The following is a 15322-nucleotide window of genomic DNA, read 5'->3' on the forward strand; positions in this document are numbered from 1 at the left end:
CAACAGTAATGAAACCGTGGCACCATGTGTAGACCCACCGTCAAGCGTATTTCTGGAGCCACGATGGACTACGCGGTCATGTTGTCGAATTTCGAGCGCGAAGCGGGACGGGACGCATCCGCGCGCATTCCGCAGCAGCAGCGCCTCTATCATTGCCTGCGCGCCGCGATTCTGAAGGGGGACATCGGTGAAGGCACACGCCTGCTGCCGACGCGCGAACTCGCTGCAGACCTGGGCGTTGCGCGAAACTCGGTGCTTTACGCATACGAACGTCTCGCCGAAGAAGGCTTCGTCCATGCGAAGCGACAAGGCACAGTAGTCGCGAGGGTCGGCCTGCAGCAGTCGCCTGCTGTCATGGCCGGCGAGACGCCGGTGCTCTCGAAACGCGTCGCCGACATCGTGCGCCCCGGTGCAGGCATGGACGATCCGCTTCCGTTTCTGCCCGGTACACCGGCGCTCGACGAATTCCCGCTTGCGCAATGGCGGCGCTGCGTCGAGCGTGCGTGGCGCGCTGCGGGCGCAGCGCAACTCGGCTACATGCGACGCGATGACAATTTGACGTTGCGCCAGGCCATCGCAGAGTATTTGCGCGTGTCGCGCGGTGTACGGTGTGACGCGGATCAGGTGCTTGTGACGGACGGCACGCAAAGTGCGCTTGATCTGTGCGCTCGCGCGCTGGCAGAGGCGAACGACATCGCGTGGATGGAAAACCCCGGCTATGGCGGCGCGCGCAACGCATTTCTCGCTGCCGACCTGCGCCTCGTTCCGATTCCGGTCGATGCCGACGGCTTGGCGCCGGATCCACAACACTGGCGCGATACACCGCCGAAACTCATCTACATCACGCCATCGCATCAGTATCCGCTTGGCGCCGTGATGAGCCTCGAACGCAGGCTTGCGTTGATCGCCGAGGCACGCGCGGCCGGCGCGTTGATCATCGAGGACGACTACGACAGCGAATTTCGCCACCATGGCGCGCCGCTCGCCGCCGTACAAGGGCTTGCCGACGACGCGCCGGTGATTTACCTCGGCACCTTCAGCAAGGTGATGTTTCCGGCGCTGCGCATCGGCTTTATGGTTTTGCCACGCGCGCTTGCGCCGGCCTTTCGCAGCACGGCGGGAGCCTTGATGTTGCGTGGACGCATAGTCGAACAGCTGGCGTTGGCCGACTTCATCGAAGCCGGCCATTTCACGCGGCACTTGCGGCGTATGCGGCGGCTGTATGCGGAGCGACGCATGGCATTGGAAGATGCATTGCAGCGGCACGTGAATGGTCTGCTGACGGTGTCGGGTGGCGCCGGCGGCATGCATCTGTCGGCAAGACTCGATGTGCCCGTGGCGGACACCGAAGTTAGCAGTGTAGGGCGCACGCATGGCCTCGTATTGCGCGCGCTGTCGCGGTTCTGTTTGCCTGGGACGCAGACCGGATACAACGGACTGGTGTTCGGGTACGGCAGTGTTCCCGCAAGCCGCATGGACCCGTTGGCGCAGCAGGTCCGCACGGTGATTCAGTTGGCGTTGGCGAATCGCGCCAGGCGCCGGGAGTAATCTCTGTCTTTATGTCAGGCAGTCAAGCAAAGGAGACGTTATGAGTTTTCGCTGATTCACGGAGCTGTGATAGCGGATAGGTATCAATAACGGCGTAATCGATATTGGACATACATTCCGTCAAGACCAATCATTCGATACCGATGCAGGACGCATCTAACGGGAATGATTGCTATGTCTACCAAACTGATCAACGGCCGGACGGCCTTTCTGAAACTCCTTGAGGATGAAGGCGTCACTCATATCTTCGGGAACCCGGGAACGACCGAACTGGCACTCATGGAAGCCATGCCGGACGCGCCGTCGATCGAGTACGTTCTCGGGTTGCAAGAATCGGTTGTGGTATCGATGGCTGACGGCTTCGCGCGCGCCTCGGGGAAATTGACGGCATGTAACCTGCACTGCACACCCGGTCTTGGACATGCGATGGGCGCGCTGTATAACGCGCGATTCTCGGGTTCCCCGATTATCGTGACGGCAGGGCAATATGAATTGGGCTACGGATTGCTCGAGCCCATGCTATACGAACCGTTGGTGCCGATCGCCCAGCCGCTCGTCAAGTGGGCGTATGAGATCCAACGTGTAGAAGATCTTCCGCGCGTGGTTCGACGGGCCGCAAAGGTTGCGTTGACCCCGCCATTCGGACCTGTGTTTCTCAGTCTTTCTGGAAGCGTTCTGGATGAGGAACGCGACCTCGACCTTGGACACAGCACCCGCGTTCGAGCTCATGGAACGCCCGCGGACCACGATCTCGACGATGTCGTTCGGAGCATTGTCCAAAGCCGTTCGCCGGTAATCATTGCTGGCCGTGAGTTGGCTGAGCAGGACGCATTCGAAGAGGCCCAAGCGTTCGCGGAAATGCTAGGAGCGCCCGTATATCACGAGCCCATTCCGTACAACACGCGATACCCGGTTCGCCATCGGGCATTCATGGGCGACCTCACCAGGAATCAGAAAAAGGTTCGTGAGATCCTCGGCCAGCACGATGTGTTGATTGCGCTCGGCTGCGATCTCCTGCGCATGTCCGCTTACAGCGAAACCGACCCGATGCCCGAACATCTCCGCGTGGTTCACATTAGTGAACGCGAGTGGGAGCTTGGCAAGAACTATTCGACCGAGTTCGCGATCCGCGGAGGCGTCAAAGCGGTTCTTAACGCGATATTGCCCCGAGTGGACGCGGGATTGACCATCGAGCAGCGTGCCGACGCACAGCAGCGCCTCGAATTGATGTCGAAGCGCAACTGGTCTGCCCGTAAAGCACAGGCCTTGAGCTCGTCTTCGCTGTCGACGAACGTGCCGATCGCCCCTAGCTTTCTCGCACAAGCGATAGCGGAATCCGTGCCGAAGCATGCCATCGTGGTGGAGGAGGCGCCGACGCTCGCGCCCTTGCTCAGTTCCGTGCTGGAAGTCAACGAGCCTCGCAGTTTCTTTGGCCTGGCTAGCGGTGGCCTCGGTTTCGGTATGGGCGGTGCAGTGGGTGTGGCTCTCGCTCGACCCGGTTCGCCGATCGTCGCGGTGATCGGCGACGGCAGTGCGATGTACGCGATCCAGGCGCTCTGGACAGCAGCCCATCTTGATCTGCCGATCACCTATGTCATCGCAAACAACCGGTCGTATCGGATCATCAAGGAGCGGCTTGTCGCGATGCGAGGGACGGATCGTTTTCTCGGAATGGATTTCACGAAACCGCCACTCGACTTTGTCTCGATGGCCAACGGGATGGGCGTGACGGCGAGAAAGGTCGACGATCCTTCCATCCTGTTTGAGGCCTTGAAACAGGCTATTGCGTCGGGTCGCCCGTGCCTGCTCGACGTTGTAATCGACTCCGGTGTGCAGAAGGCTTAAGCGAATTACTTTCGACAATTTAACCGTCACAGCAATGACATTTTTGATGCGTTATATGCTAATGGTAGTTGTGATAAACCTATCCAGGTATTGAGTACCAAAATCGCGCAGCCTCGGGTAGGGTTTGAAGGTTCTCTAACCCGCAGGAACCGTCATGTCGTTCATTCCCCCCCTTCGCTGTGGACTGATCCGGAATCACGCACGTGTAAGTAAAGTCGTCGCGAGCTCATTGCCGAGCTTATTGAATTACGAAGATTTTCCTTTTTACGAAGTATTGCGTGCGTCATTATTTTCGATTTTTTTCTCACTTCTCACGCTTATTCTGTTTAATACGCCGTGCATGGCAATGGACGTAAATTTGACAGCCGCGGCGACCAATGCACGCGAAAGCGGCCAGGTGTCTGCACCAAGTTCGGTCACGTTGACCTCGCCAAACTTAAGCCTGCGCGATGCGCTTTCCTTGCTAAACAAGAACAAGGCGCTCGTGGGAAGCGGCATCGATAGTTTGAATTTCATCCTTGCGGCGGGCACCTATCGCCTCACGGCGCCGCTTGTGCTGTCTCCCGACCCGACGTGGAGCAGCACACCGATCACGATTACGGGCGCGACCAGCGGTGGCCGGGCCACCATTACGGGCAGCAAGCTCATAACCGGTTTCACGCCCGTCACCGATGCCGCGTCGCTCGCGCGGCTGCCGTCTGCGTCACGAGGCAGCGTAGTCGTGGCGAGTCTCAAGAGTAACGGCATCACGGATCTCGGCGTAAGGCAGCGACATGGCTATAACATCCCGATCACCCCCGCTCCGCTCGAAGTCTTCTTCCGTGATGCGCCGATGACCCTGGCGCGCTGGCCCAACACAGGCTTCGCCAAGATTCAGTCGTTGCCGAACGGGCCAACGGGCATCACGTTCACCGTCGCGGGCGGTAACACCAGCGCGTGGCAGCGTGAACCGGATCTCGAGGCCATGGGTTACTGGGCACGAGACTGGGCTGACACGACGATTCCGATCACGTCGGTGAGTGCCTCGGGCGCACTCACGCTGCAGGCGCCCGCGCCTGAGTTCGGGTTGCTCGCGGGTCAACGGGTGGTGATCCAGAATGCGCTCTCGGAACTCGATCAGCCGGGTGAGTACTACGTAGACCGGGCCACGGCGCGCGTGTTTCTCTGGCCGCCCTTTCCGATGGCCAGCGGCGATGTGCAGGTGTCGGTCGTCGATACGCTGCTCACGGTCAACAACGCGGTAAATCTTACGATCAGCAACCTTGCCTTCGATATCGCACGCGGTGACGGTATCGATCTGAACGGCGGCGGCCACATCGTGGTGCAGAACGTTATCCTGACCAATATGGGAGATCGCGGCGCGTTTTCTAACGCGGGCAGCAGCGGCTTCGACTCGATCAAGCTCGCGCACACCGGCGAGGGCGGCATCGTGATGGTCAATGGCAATCGCACGACACTCGCGCCGGGCAACATGTTCCTGACCAACAGCGACCTGCATGACTTCGCGCGGCGCACGCATGCGTATCGTCCGGCGGTCAATCTGGCTGGCGTAGGCAATCGCGTGAGCGGCAATACGATCTACTCGGGTCCGCACGCGGCCATCATCTTCACCGGCAACAATAACGTGATTTCGGATAACGAGATCTACAACGTCGTTACCGAAACCGCCGATGCGGGAGCGATATACACGGGCCGCGACTGGACCACACGCGGGAACGTGATTCAAGACAACTTTATTCATGACATCGGCACAACGACTCAGCCACAAGCGACAGCCGGCGTTTATCTCGATGACGAGGCAAGCGGCACCACGATACGCCGCAACGTGTTCTCGCGCGTGAATCAGGCCGTGTTTATCGGCGGCGGTCGCGACAACATCGTGCAAGACAATCTCTTTGCGAATCTCTCGCCGGCGCTGCTTGTCGATTCGCGCGGGCTGTCATGGCAGAACCCCGACGTCGTCAATCCGAGCGGGATATTCCAGACCGAGTTGCGCGCAGTGCCCTACAACCAGCCGCCGTATTCGACGCAATATCCGACGCTGCCCAATATTCTTCAGGACCACCTCGGCGCTCCGGTTGGGAACGTGTTCAGCCGTAACATCGTGATCAACGGAACCGTAGCCTCGATCGACCCCGGCGCGCAACCGTTCGTCATTCCCGGACAAGTCTTCGACGCAAGCAGTGTCGTGTTTGTGAATTCGATTGCCGACGCCGACCGTAAGACCTTCGACGACTTCAAGCTTTCCCCGTCGTCGCCTGCAATCGCAGCGGGTTTCATGCCTTCATTGTTCGGTACGCCGGCAGCGATGCAGGCTCCGCCTGTCGTCGCGAGCCCGGCGGCCCACCCATAGGCGATCGCGAATTCGCCGCCGCGCAGCGGTTGCAAGCCCTGCGCGGCGGTTCGGTAGTGCGTAAGGCGTTCTAAAGGGCGTTGTCGAGGCTATTCAGCCTGTTTCGTGCTACCAGAGCATCATGTCTTCGCGTTCCGCTTCCGACCGGCCGCGCATCCATGCTTTATGTTGACGCGTGCCTCTTGCGTAGGGACATGCCGCCTTCGTCTTGTAAGCGGCCCGTCCTTCGTCCATCCATGCCGCGACATCGATTCCCGTATCGCCGGAATCTTTGCCGAAAGTCCATTTCATGAACAGATGAACGAGCTTCTTCCACATATGTAGACATCCTACCAATCACATTGGCCCGTACAGAATGGCGGCCGACGGCTTTCAGAAATCAATGCTGTGGACTTCGTTGAGCACAGCACGCAGCGCCGCTGCTTTTCGCTTGCCGAACGCGCTCTCGAAGCGGTCTTGCGCGATCTGCCAGTACGCGATCGAATCCTGCAGCTTTTTTAAACCTTTTGATGTCAGCCGCACGATTCTCGTCCGCCGGTTGTTCGGATCGGGTTGCACCGAAACCATTCCATCCCTTTCCAGCGGACGAAGGTTGTGCGTGAGCGCGCTTCTGCACAGCACCAGCTCATCGGCAAGTTCCCCCATGGTGGGCGAGCTTGCACGCTCGATTGCGACAAGAATCGACACCTGAGTTACTTTAAGACCGGACGGCGCGAGGTACGCGTCGTAGTGCAAAGAGATTTTGCGCATGGCTTTGCGCAGCGCCGTTGCGTTGCACCGTCCTTTTTGTGACGTCCTTTCGTTGATCAGAGCGTAATCGATGGCTGTCATTTTTCTTGCGATCGGGGGAATAGTTGAATATTCACGTTCCCACGCATCGTACATGGATGCGTATGCATCCGATCGATATTGAATACTCAAATATTATTTAGCGAGCAAGGCTTGCCCAGCAGACGCCAGCGTCTTGACTGATCGGGCAGAGCGCAATGAATGACGATAACGATGAGGATGCCGTGAAAGCTGCAGTCGGTGGCGTGGAAGCTATCGGACCGTCAACCCGCCCTTGGCGTCGGCGTCCTGACGCTTTGCTTCCGTGCGAGGCCGCAAGCCGTCGAACAACGCCATCAGATTTTCAGGCTCGATCGGCTTGACGAGGTGATGATCGAAGCCCGCGTCCTTCGACCGCATGACATCGTCTGCCTGGCCATAGCCGGTGACGGCGATCAGAACTGCCTGCGACATGACCGGCATGCCCTTTAACCGCCGCGCGACTTCGTAGCCGTCCATGCCGGGTAAGCCGATATCCAGCAATACGATGTCGGGCTGCGCGATGCTGCATTCTTTCAGGGCGCGAGGACCGTCGGCCGCCGTGCGCACGTGGTGTCCGCTGATCTCAAGCAGGATCGACAGCGAACTCGCCGCATCGACGTTGTCGTCAACCACCAGAATGTGCAAGCGCTGCCGTTGAGCCTGCCCGATTTTCGCCGGCGGACGATCGATGTCCCGCGACGACGCGGGCACCATCGGTAGTACAACCGAGATGCGCGCGCCGCGCCCGAGGCCGTCGCTGTACGCTGCGACGGTGCCGCCATGCATATCGATCAGCGATCGGACCACGGAAAGGCCGATTCCCAAGCCGCCCTGGGCGCGATCGAGTGCGCGCGTGGATTGCGAAAACAGTTCGAATACCTGCACGAGTTCTTCGGGGGAGATGCCCGTGCCGTTATCTTCGACCGAGATGACAACCTTGCCTTCGCCGGTTTTGACGCGGATGGCGATGCGGCCGCCATCAGGCGTGTACTTCGCCGCGTTGTCCAGAAGATTGCCGAAGACCTGTGCCATGCGCGTCGGGTCTGCATCCAGATAGACGGGGCTATCAGGCAGGTCGACGACCAGTTCGTGGTGGCGCGAATCGATCGACAGTTTCGCCACGTCGATCGCGGCAGTGAGTACCGACCCGAGTTCGATCGTCCCGCGTTTCAGCGTGATCTTGCCGGTGGTAATACGCGACACGTCGAGCAGATCCTCGAGAAGATTCGCCAGTTGGCGGCTCTGACGTTCGATGATTTCGCGGGCCCACAGCACGCGAGCCGGCAGTGTCTCGTTCGATAGCCGGATGGTTTCCACTGCGTTACGGATCGGCGCGAGCGGATTACGCAACTCGTGCGCAAGCATGGCGAGAAACTCGTCTTTTTGCCGGGCCGCGCTAAGGAGCTGGGCATTGGCGGCGGCTCGTTCCGCGATCATGGCGCGTGTCTGATACTGCCGCCGTCTCGCCCGAAGTGCGCTGCGCGCCGCGCTGACCAGGGCTTCACCGCTCACGGGCCGTTCGATCAGCATGACGTTGCCCAGCACCTCGAGCCGGCGTCCTTCCATGGTCAGCACACCTTTTTTCCCATTCCCCACCAGCAGGACGAACGGAAAATCGGACCACGGCGGCTGCGCGTTCAGCCAGGCGTCCAGCGAGGTCAGGGCGCGCGCGTCCAGTGCTTCATCGGCGATCAGCGCGCATGCCGCACCTTCGTCCATCATGGCGACCAGCTGCCCCACGTCCGGACAGATGGTGCATTCCATTCCCTGACGGGACAGCGCGCGCTGGACCACTTCGGCATCTCTTCCACGGGGTGCGACGATCAGAATCCGCTCTTCCAAAATGCGCCTCCCTAGCCGTCGGTCCGTTCGCCAAGCAAGGCCTGGCCGCCGCGATACGACGGCAATCCGGCCAGCACGCCTTCGAAGTCCTTCAACGGAGGGCCGACACGCAAGCCGCCGGGGCCGACGCGAAACTCGCGGATTGTGCGCTCATGCTCGCTCGTGCGGCTCTTGAGCACGGAGAGCGCCGAGAGCACCTCGCCGGCGCTTTCAAAGAACCTGAATACGAGCATCGCATCGCTCAGATAGCTGAGGTCGATATCCGATGCCACGTTGCCGATCAGTCCATGCTGTCCGAGCACCATCAGCGTCGTAACGCCTTGCTGATTCAGGTAACTCAATAGCTCGTGCATCTGCAAAAGAAGGTAGCGATGTCCGGGCATCGCCTGCATATAGGCGTTCAGGCTGTCGATCACGACCATCGATGCGTCGGCCTGTTCGATGGCCTCGCGCACGAGCGTGGTGAACTGCCCTGGCGACATTTCCGCGGGGTCGATCTGCTGAAGCAACAGGCGCCCGCTTTCGATGTGGGCGTCCAGCGCCATGTCCAATTGTCTCGACCTCGACAGCAGCGTGCCCATTGTCTCGTCGAACAGCATGTACTTGACGGTTTCGCCGCGCTCCAGGGCACTGAGCGCGCATCGCACGGCGGTAGTCGTCTTGCCGGCGCCGGAAGGCCCGACGAGCAGCGTGCTGGTTCCGGGAATCAGGCCTCCGCCGAGCAGCGCATCGAGTTCGGTTACGCCCGTCGATTGTGCCGTGGCGCCGAAGTGCCGGCGATGGTCGGCGGCAACGAGGCGCGGATACACCGTGATGCCGCCCGTATCGAGCTTGAAGTCATGGTTCCCGCCGGCGAACTTGGTGCCGCGCATCTTGACGACGCGCAGACGTCGCTGCTCCGTGCCGTATTCCTGCACGCGCTGGTCGAGTTCGATGACGCCGTGCGTGATGCTGTGCAGTTGCAGATCGCCGAGCTGGGAGGTCTTGTCGTCAAGCAACCAGACGGTGCATCCCTGCGTCGAGAAAAACTGCTTCAACGCCAGAACCTGCCGCCGGTACTTCAACGCATCCTGCGCGAGCAGGCGCAGCTCGGACAAGCTGTCGAACACGACGCGGCGCGGGTTGATATCAAGCACCTTACGCCGGACTTCGTCAACGGTTTCCCCCAGCTCCACTTCGGACGGATGCAGGATCGACTGTCCGGCGTCGGCTGACAGCCCGTCTTCGCTGACGAGCTCGTGAATGGACAAGCCCTCAAGCGACCAGTGATGGGATTCCGCCACCGTGCGTAGCTCCGCTGCCGTTTCAGACAACGTGATGTACAGGCCGGGCTCGCCGCGCCGCATGCCTTCGAGTAGAAAATGCAGGCCGAGCGTAGTTTTTCCCGCTCCGGGTACACCTTCGATCAGATAGACCCGGTTAGGAATCAGGCCACCGTTAAGGACATCGTCGAGTCCGGCCACGCCGGTCGATATCCGGGTTCGCGGTGCCACGCTATCGGGATCGGTGACATCGGTCGTTCGCATGATTGAACTCACGTTAATAAATGCAAATTCCCACTCTGCAATGATTGTGCCAAGCGGTTGAGTGTGATCCGGACCGTTGGTTCCGGCCAAATTGCTGTAAGGGCGTAGACAGCATCGCAACGACGGCCGCGGAAATCGTTGCCGCGCATCGCGGCACGCACATGGGCGGGGATGCAAATCTGTCCGTTTCGGTCGGTTCGGAAATTTTTCGCCGTATGCGCATGTGCCCGCCGACAACGTCCGTGCATGAAGGGACAGCGGCGGTTTTGCGCCGCAAAAGCCTTTATCTTCCTGATATATCAGCGCTGCCCCGCGATAAACGGAGTGACGAAATGCGTATCAGGAAAATCCCTACAACGGTCATCACCGGCTTTCTGGGCTCGGGTAAGACAACCCTTGTCAACCATATCCTCGACGCGACGCGGCCCATGCCGATCGGCATCGTGGTGAACGAATTCGGCGAAGTCGGCATCGACGGCCAATTGATCGTCGCCGACGAGAAAGCGGTGATCGAAATCAATAACGGGTGTGTCTGCTGCACCGTCCGCAGCGACCTCGTCGAAAGTGTGCAGGAACTGCTCGCGCGCTATGGCGACGGTCTCGATCGGCTGATCGTGGAGACCTCGGGTCTCGCCGACCCCGCGCCGGTGCTGCAGACGTTCCTTGCCGATCCGGATGTGCGCGAGCGCGTCGAACTGGAATCGGTCATTGCAGTAGTCGACGCCCGGCATGCGCGAGACCAGTTGGGCGACGACATTGCCCGCGAGCAGATCGTGTTCGCGGACCGCGTGGTGATCAACAAGACCGATCTCGTCGCGCCGCCCAGCCTCACCGAACTCGAGTCGATCATTCGCGTGCTGAACCCGACCGCGGCACTCGACTTCGTGATGCGCTCCGCCGTTGACATCGACACGCTGCTCGGCCGGCGAAGTTTTTCGATCGACAACCTGCTCGCCGTCGAACCGGGCCTGCTTACCGAAGGCGAGCACGATCACGAGCACGACACGAGCATCGAATCGTGCGCGCTTCACATTCCTGGCGAGCTCGATGGCATCCGCTTCAATCGCTGGGCGAATCAGCTCGTTCAGGAGCACGGGGCGTCGCTGCTGCGAATGAAAGGCGTGTTGAACGTGAGCGGCGAATCGCGGCGCCTCCATTTCCACAGCGTGCACATGCTGATGGAAACGAGTTTCGGCAAACGCTGGACAGCCGGCGAGGCGCGCGAGAGCCGTTTCGTCGCAATCGGTCGCGCGCTCGATGCGGACGCGCTTCGCGCGGGTCTGCTCGAGTGTGTCGCGCGTCCCGCCGCGCTCGAACCGGCAGGCATTCCGTTACCCCTTGGGAGCACACCGTGAAGCTACAGCACCATATTGGAGGCATCGAAAACCTTGGACCGGTCAGTCTCGATACGCGAGTCTTCGCCGAGCCATGGGAGAAGCGCATCTTCGGCATTCACACGACGATGATGGCCGAGAGCGCGCATCTGGCCGACGCATTGCATGCGTATCCGATCAGAGAATTGCCTACCGGCTTCAAAAGCAACTGGACGTGGGCATCGCTGCGCACCGGCGCGGAAGGCATGCAGCCATTCGACTACTTCAAGTATCGCTATTACGAGAAGTGGCTTGGCGGGATCGCGCAGTTCTTCGTCGACGCGGGTTATATCAGCGCCGCGGAGCTCGATGAAAAAAGCGCGTTCTATCGCGCGAATCCGGACGCTGCGTTGCCGGATCGTCCGAATGCGGCGCTTGTCGCGCAGATCGACGCGTATCTGCAAAAGGGCGATTCCGGCTATCACGAGCCTGAGCGAGCCCCGCGCTTCGCAACAGGCGACACGGTTCGCGTCGCCGATCCGGAGCCCGTCGATCACACGCGCCTTCCGGGCTATTTGCGTAACCGGACCGGCAAGGTCGAGGCCGTCTATCCGGGCCGCTTCTCGTATTTCGTGTCGACGGGCGTCGACGGCGTCGGCCAGCCGATGCCCGTCTATCGCGTCGCATTCGATGCCGCCGAAATCTGGGGCCCGGGCAAGAGCGAACCCAACACGACCCTCTACGCGGACCTTTTTGAAGCTTACGTGCAAGCCGCTATTTGAACGGAGATCGACAACATGAGCGAAATCTTTGGCTTTCCGGAAGACCGCGAAGCAACCAGCGCGGCGAAGGTGCGCGCACTCGAGGCGCTACTGATCGAGAAAGGCCTGATCGGCAGCGATTCGGTCGATACCGTGCTGCGTCATTTCGAAACCGTCGCCGGTCCGTTCAACGGCGCGAAGATCGTGGCCCGTGCATGGGTCGATCCGGCGTACAGGAAGCGGCTCGTCGCGGACACGCCCGCGGCGATCGCGGAACTGGATCTGCCGGTCGGCATGACGGGCGCCGAAGGCGAGCACATGGCCGCCGTCGCCAATGACGAGAACGTGCACAACCTGATCATCTGTACGCTTTGCTCGTGCTATCCATGGCCGGTGCTGGGCTTGCCGCCCTACTGGTACAAAGACCCGGTGTTCCGTGCGCGCGGCGTGCGCGAACCGCGTGCGGTGCTGCGCGAGTTCGGTGTGACCGTGCCGGATACCAAGGAAGTGAAGGTGTGGGACAGCAGCGCGCAGATCCGCTGGTTCGTGATCCCCGAGCGTCCGGCCAACACCGACGGCATGAGCGAGGAAGCGCTCGCCGCGCTGGTGACGCCCGAATCGATGATGGGCGTGGCGCTGGTCGCGGCGCCGCAGCCTTAGGAGCGTGCGATGTTCATGCGATTCGAGGAGTACGCCACGGCATCGATGCTCGGCGAGCCGGACTCGCCGCCACGCCTCGACGGAAAACTGTTCTTTACCAATCGCTGGGAACGGGATGTGTTCGGGCTGGCCCTGTCGCTTGCGAAGGCCGGCTGCTTCGAGTGGGAAGACTTCAGGCAATGCCTGATCGCGTCGATCGCCCGATGGGAAACGATGGAGTGCGCGAATCAGCCGCGCTGGGACTACTACGAGCGGTTTCTCGAAGCCCTCGTGAGCGTGATCGAGTCGAGTGGTGTACTTTCACGGGCTGAACTCGAGCGTGTGCTGACCGCCCGCAAAACCGCGTCCGCCATCGCTTCGTGATTTCACGATGTCACACCGCACATTGCACACCGTATAGGACACCCTTTATGTCTGTCATAACCGGAAGCTCGCGCCTGGCCCCATCGACTCGAGGCAAGGTCGTTGCGATGTATATCGCGCTCGGACTGATCAACGTGTTCGCGTGGGGGTGGGCGTATGCCGTCCTGCGCACCTCGCCGGCGCTGATCGGCGCGGCGTTTCTCGCGTACAGCTTTGGCTTGCGCCATGCGATGGATGCGGACCACATTGCCGCCATCGATAATGTCACGCGCAAACTGATGAACGACGGCAAGCGCCCGGTTTCAGTCGGTTTCTTCTTTGCGCTGGGGCATTCGCTGACGGTGGTGGTCGGCGCGGTCATCGTCGCGTTGGCCACGAAAGCGTTGGCGCATCACTTCGACGCATTCAGACAAACGGGCGCGATGATCGGCAGCGTCGTGTCCGCGTCGTTTCTGCTCGCAATCGGCGCGGTCAACCTCGTATTGCTGGCCGATCTCGCGCGTACCTTCCGGCGCATGAGAAGCGGACGGACACAGCCGATCGACGACCCGCGGCTGCTGCAATTCGACGGCAATCTGCTTGCGCGCGTGTTCAAGCCGCTGTTCCGCCTCGTTCGCTCGAGCTGGCTCATGCTTCCGCTTGGCATGCTGTTCGGCATCGGCTTCGAAACCGCCACGGAAGTCGCGTTGCTCGGCACCTCGGCATCGCAGGCATCGGCGGGTTTGCCGATATGGACAATCCTGGTTTTCCCGTGCCTCTTCGCAGCAGGCATGCTGACCATCGACACGACCGACGGCATTCTGATGCTCGGCGCTTATGGCTGGGCGTTCGTTAAGCCGCTGCGCAAGCTGTACTACAACCTGACGATCACGTTGATCTCAACCGTCGTCGCCCTGCTGATCGGCGGCATCGAGGCGCTTGGCATCGCGGGACAGGTGCTTAGTCTGTCGGGGCCTTTCTGGCAGTTCGTCGATACGCTCAACGACAATTTCGGCGCGCTTGGATATGCGATCGTCGGAATATTTATTGTCGGTTGGATCGTCTCCGCGTTGCTCTATAAAATCAAAGGCTACGACAGGGACGTCGCCGCCGTCTGAGCGGTCTGTCGCGCGTCATGGCGCACCGCTAAGCAGGCGATGCAATGCCGGCGCCACGAGACAGCCCACGCTGACGTTCCGCCGCCGCATGGTTCCGTGGGTGACTTCGATGAAACGCATCAAAATCGGCTTAGTGGTGTTTCCCGGCTTTCAGCTGCTCGATATCGCCGGGCCGCGCGACGCGTTCGGCGAAGTCACGGTACTGAGCCGCGGCGAATGCGAGTACGAAATGCTCACGGTCGGCACGACGCGTGGCACCGTGCAATCGTCGAGCGGTCTGACGGTGACGCCCGATCGCACGATCTTCGACGTATGCCCCGAGTTCGATACGATTATCGTGCCGGGCGGTCTCGGTATCTTCGATACGTACGACGACCCGGCGCTAAGCGAATGGCTACGCCAGCAGTACCGGCGCGTGCGGCGGCTTTGCGCGATCTGCAACGGCCTGTTTGCGCTCGGGCCCGCCGGGCTTCTGGACAACCGCGTCGTGACGACGCACTGGATGGACGTGCCGAGGCTGTCGGCCACCTTCCCGAAGGCGCGTATCGAGCCCGATCACATCTATGTGAACGACGGCAGCATCTACACCACAGCCGGCGTCACGGCCGGCATCGACCTGGCGCTTGCGCTGATCGAGGAAGATTTCGGCAAGGCGATGGCGCTTGATGTTGCGAAATACCTGATCGTGTATCTGCGGCGCGCCGGCGGTCAGTCACAGTTCAGCCCGCTGCTCGAGTCGCAGGCGGCGCCCGGATCGCAAACGCAAGCGCTGCAACACTACATTCTCGACAACCTGCAAGCCGAGCACACGGTTGCATCGCTTGCGCAACGCGTCCATATGAGCGCACGCAATCTTGCGCGGACCTTCATCAAGGAATGTGGCGTGACGCCGATCACGTTCCTCAGCAACGCGCGTATCGACGCCGCGCGACGCTATCTGGAATCGACCGATCTGTCGTTGCGCGAGATCGCCAGGCAGTGCGGGTTCGATGGCACCGATGCATTGCGTCGCGTATTCGCACGCCGTTTGCAGATTAACCCGACTGAATATCGCGAGCGTTTTCGAACCCGAAACGCCGCGCCTGCGGGGCGTACGCCGCGCGATGATGAGGCGAAGAAGCCTGCGTCGAAGAAAACGCAAACGGCTGAGCGAGGCGTGTCGGCGTAAGGCCGGCAACTATCTTCACGCAAAGAGCCGCCGCAT

The 15322-nt window shown here is 60.8% G+C and carries 13 protein-coding genes; 9 read left to right on the forward strand and 4 right to left on the reverse strand.

Features of this window, described 5'->3' with window-relative positions:
• The first annotated feature begins 63 nt into the window (after window positions 1-63).
• The 3 genes from pdxR to KZJ38_RS25445 all read left to right on the forward strand — a co-directional run bounded on the left by pdxR (window position 64) and on the right by KZJ38_RS25445 (window position 5746).
• Entirely contained in the window at window positions 64-1548 is a 1485-nt protein-coding gene (pdxR, locus tag KZJ38_RS25435) for a MocR-like pyridoxine biosynthesis transcription factor PdxR (protein WP_219802546.1), read from the forward strand.
• Between the two features lie 174 nt (window positions 1549-1722).
• A complete protein-coding gene (locus tag KZJ38_RS25440) occupies window positions 1723-3393 on the forward strand; it encodes a thiamine pyrophosphate-binding protein (protein WP_219802548.1) in 1671 nt (556 codons plus the stop codon).
• 460 nt (window positions 3394-3853) lie between these two features.
• The gene (locus tag KZJ38_RS25445) at window positions 3854-5746 is read left to right on the forward strand and encodes a right-handed parallel beta-helix repeat-containing protein (protein ID WP_219802549.1); all 1893 of its coding nucleotides are present in this window, start codon (window positions 3854-3856) and stop codon (window positions 5744-5746) included.
• A gap of 108 nt (window positions 5747-5854) precedes the next feature.
• On the opposite strand, the gene KZJ38_RS25450 is transcribed toward KZJ38_RS25445, so the two are convergent.
• From KZJ38_RS25450 to KZJ38_RS25465, 4 genes are all read right to left on the reverse strand, one after another.
• Window positions 5855-6064, reverse strand: a complete 210-nt coding sequence (locus KZJ38_RS25450) for a hypothetical protein (RefSeq protein ID WP_219802551.1) — start codon at window positions 6062-6064, stop codon at window positions 5855-5857.
• A gap of 54 nt (window positions 6065-6118) precedes the next feature.
• Window positions 6119-6631 carry a MarR family winged helix-turn-helix transcriptional regulator gene (locus KZJ38_RS25455; protein ID WP_246641999.1) on the reverse strand — a complete coding sequence of 171 codons (513 nt, stop codon included), beginning with the start codon at window positions 6629-6631 and terminating at the stop codon, window positions 6119-6121.
• Between the two features lie 156 nt (window positions 6632-6787).
• Complete coding sequence (locus KZJ38_RS25460) at window positions 6788-8320, reverse strand: hybrid sensor histidine kinase/response regulator (RefSeq protein WP_246642000.1); 1533 nt, start codon at window positions 8318-8320, stop codon at window positions 6788-6790.
• Window positions 8321-8409: 89 nt separating this feature from the next.
• Complete coding sequence (locus KZJ38_RS25465; RefSeq protein ID WP_219802554.1) at window positions 8410-9924, reverse strand: ATPase domain-containing protein; 1515 nt, start codon at window positions 9922-9924, stop codon at window positions 8410-8412.
• Window positions 9925-10256: 332 nt separating this feature from the next.
• Between KZJ38_RS25465 and KZJ38_RS25470 the strand changes: the two genes are divergently transcribed.
• The 6 genes from KZJ38_RS25470 (at window position 10257) to KZJ38_RS25495 (ending at window position 15286) form a co-directional block, all read left to right on the forward strand.
• Complete coding sequence (locus KZJ38_RS25470; RefSeq protein WP_219802556.1) at window positions 10257-11279, forward strand: CobW family GTP-binding protein; 1023 nt, start codon at window positions 10257-10259, stop codon at window positions 11277-11279.
• The gene (nthB, locus tag KZJ38_RS25475; protein WP_219802558.1) at window positions 11276-12019 is read left to right on the forward strand and encodes a nitrile hydratase subunit beta; all 744 of its coding nucleotides are present in this window, start codon (window positions 11276-11278) and stop codon (window positions 12017-12019) included. Before KZJ38_RS25470 ends, nthB begins: the two co-directional genes overlap by 4 nt.
• A 15-nt stretch (window positions 12020-12034) precedes the next feature.
• Window positions 12035-12658 (forward strand): nitrile hydratase subunit alpha, encoded by a 624-nt coding sequence (gene nthA, locus KZJ38_RS25480; protein ID WP_219802559.1) that lies wholly within the window; start codon window positions 12035-12037, stop codon window positions 12656-12658.
• Between the two features lie 9 nt (window positions 12659-12667).
• Window positions 12668-13021, forward strand: a complete 354-nt coding sequence (locus tag KZJ38_RS25485; RefSeq protein WP_219802561.1) for a nitrile hydratase accessory protein — start codon at window positions 12668-12670, stop codon at window positions 13019-13021.
• 47 nt (window positions 13022-13068) lie between these two features.
• On the forward strand, window positions 13069-14118 hold the full coding sequence (locus tag KZJ38_RS25490) for a HoxN/HupN/NixA family nickel/cobalt transporter (protein WP_219802563.1): 1050 nt from the start codon (window positions 13069-13071) through the stop codon (window positions 14116-14118).
• Between the two features lie 109 nt (window positions 14119-14227).
• The gene (locus KZJ38_RS25495) at window positions 14228-15286 is read left to right on the forward strand and encodes a GlxA family transcriptional regulator (protein ID WP_219802564.1); all 1059 of its coding nucleotides are present in this window, start codon (window positions 14228-14230) and stop codon (window positions 15284-15286) included.
• Window positions 15287-15322: the final 36 nt, after the last annotated feature.

It is taken from the genome of Paraburkholderia edwinii (assembly GCF_019428685.1).
In the GTDB taxonomy this organism is placed as follows: domain Bacteria; phylum Pseudomonadota; class Gammaproteobacteria; order Burkholderiales; family Burkholderiaceae; genus Paraburkholderia; species Paraburkholderia edwinii.

Excerpts from the sequence above, each read along its gene's own strand:
- KZJ38_RS25460 (WP_246642000.1), bottom strand. The coding sequence starts at position 8,320 with ATGGAATGCACCATCTGTCCGGACGTGGGGCAGCTGGTCGCCATGATG.
- pdxR (WP_219802546.1), top strand. The coding sequence starts at position 64 with ATGGACTACGCGGTCATGTTGTCGAATTTCGAGCGCGAAGCGGGACGG.
- KZJ38_RS25450 (WP_219802551.1), bottom strand. The coding sequence starts at position 6,064 with ATGTGGAAGAAGCTCGTTCATCTGTTCATGAAATGGACTTTCGGCAAA.
- KZJ38_RS25490 (WP_219802563.1), top strand. The coding sequence starts at position 13,069 with ATGTCTGTCATAACCGGAAGCTCGCGCCTGGCCCCATCGACTCGAGGC.
- KZJ38_RS25440 (WP_219802548.1), top strand. The coding sequence starts at position 1,723 with ATGTCTACCAAACTGATCAACGGCCGGACGGCCTTTCTGAAACTCCTT.
- nthA (WP_219802559.1), top strand. The coding sequence starts at position 12,035 with ATGAGCGAAATCTTTGGCTTTCCGGAAGACCGCGAAGCAACCAGCGCG.
- KZJ38_RS25495 (WP_219802564.1), top strand. The coding sequence starts at position 14,228 with ATGAAACGCATCAAAATCGGCTTAGTGGTGTTTCCCGGCTTTCAGCTG.
- KZJ38_RS25485 (WP_219802561.1), top strand. The coding sequence starts at position 12,668 with ATGTTCATGCGATTCGAGGAGTACGCCACGGCATCGATGCTCGGCGAG.
- KZJ38_RS25470 (WP_219802556.1), top strand. The coding sequence starts at position 10,257 with ATGCGTATCAGGAAAATCCCTACAACGGTCATCACCGGCTTTCTGGGC.
- KZJ38_RS25455 (WP_246641999.1), bottom strand. The coding sequence starts at position 6,631 with ATGTACGATGCGTGGGAACGTGAATATTCAACTATTCCCCCGATCGCA.
- KZJ38_RS25465 (WP_219802554.1), bottom strand. The coding sequence starts at position 9,924 with ATGCGAACGACCGATGTCACCGATCCCGATAGCGTGGCACCGCGAACC.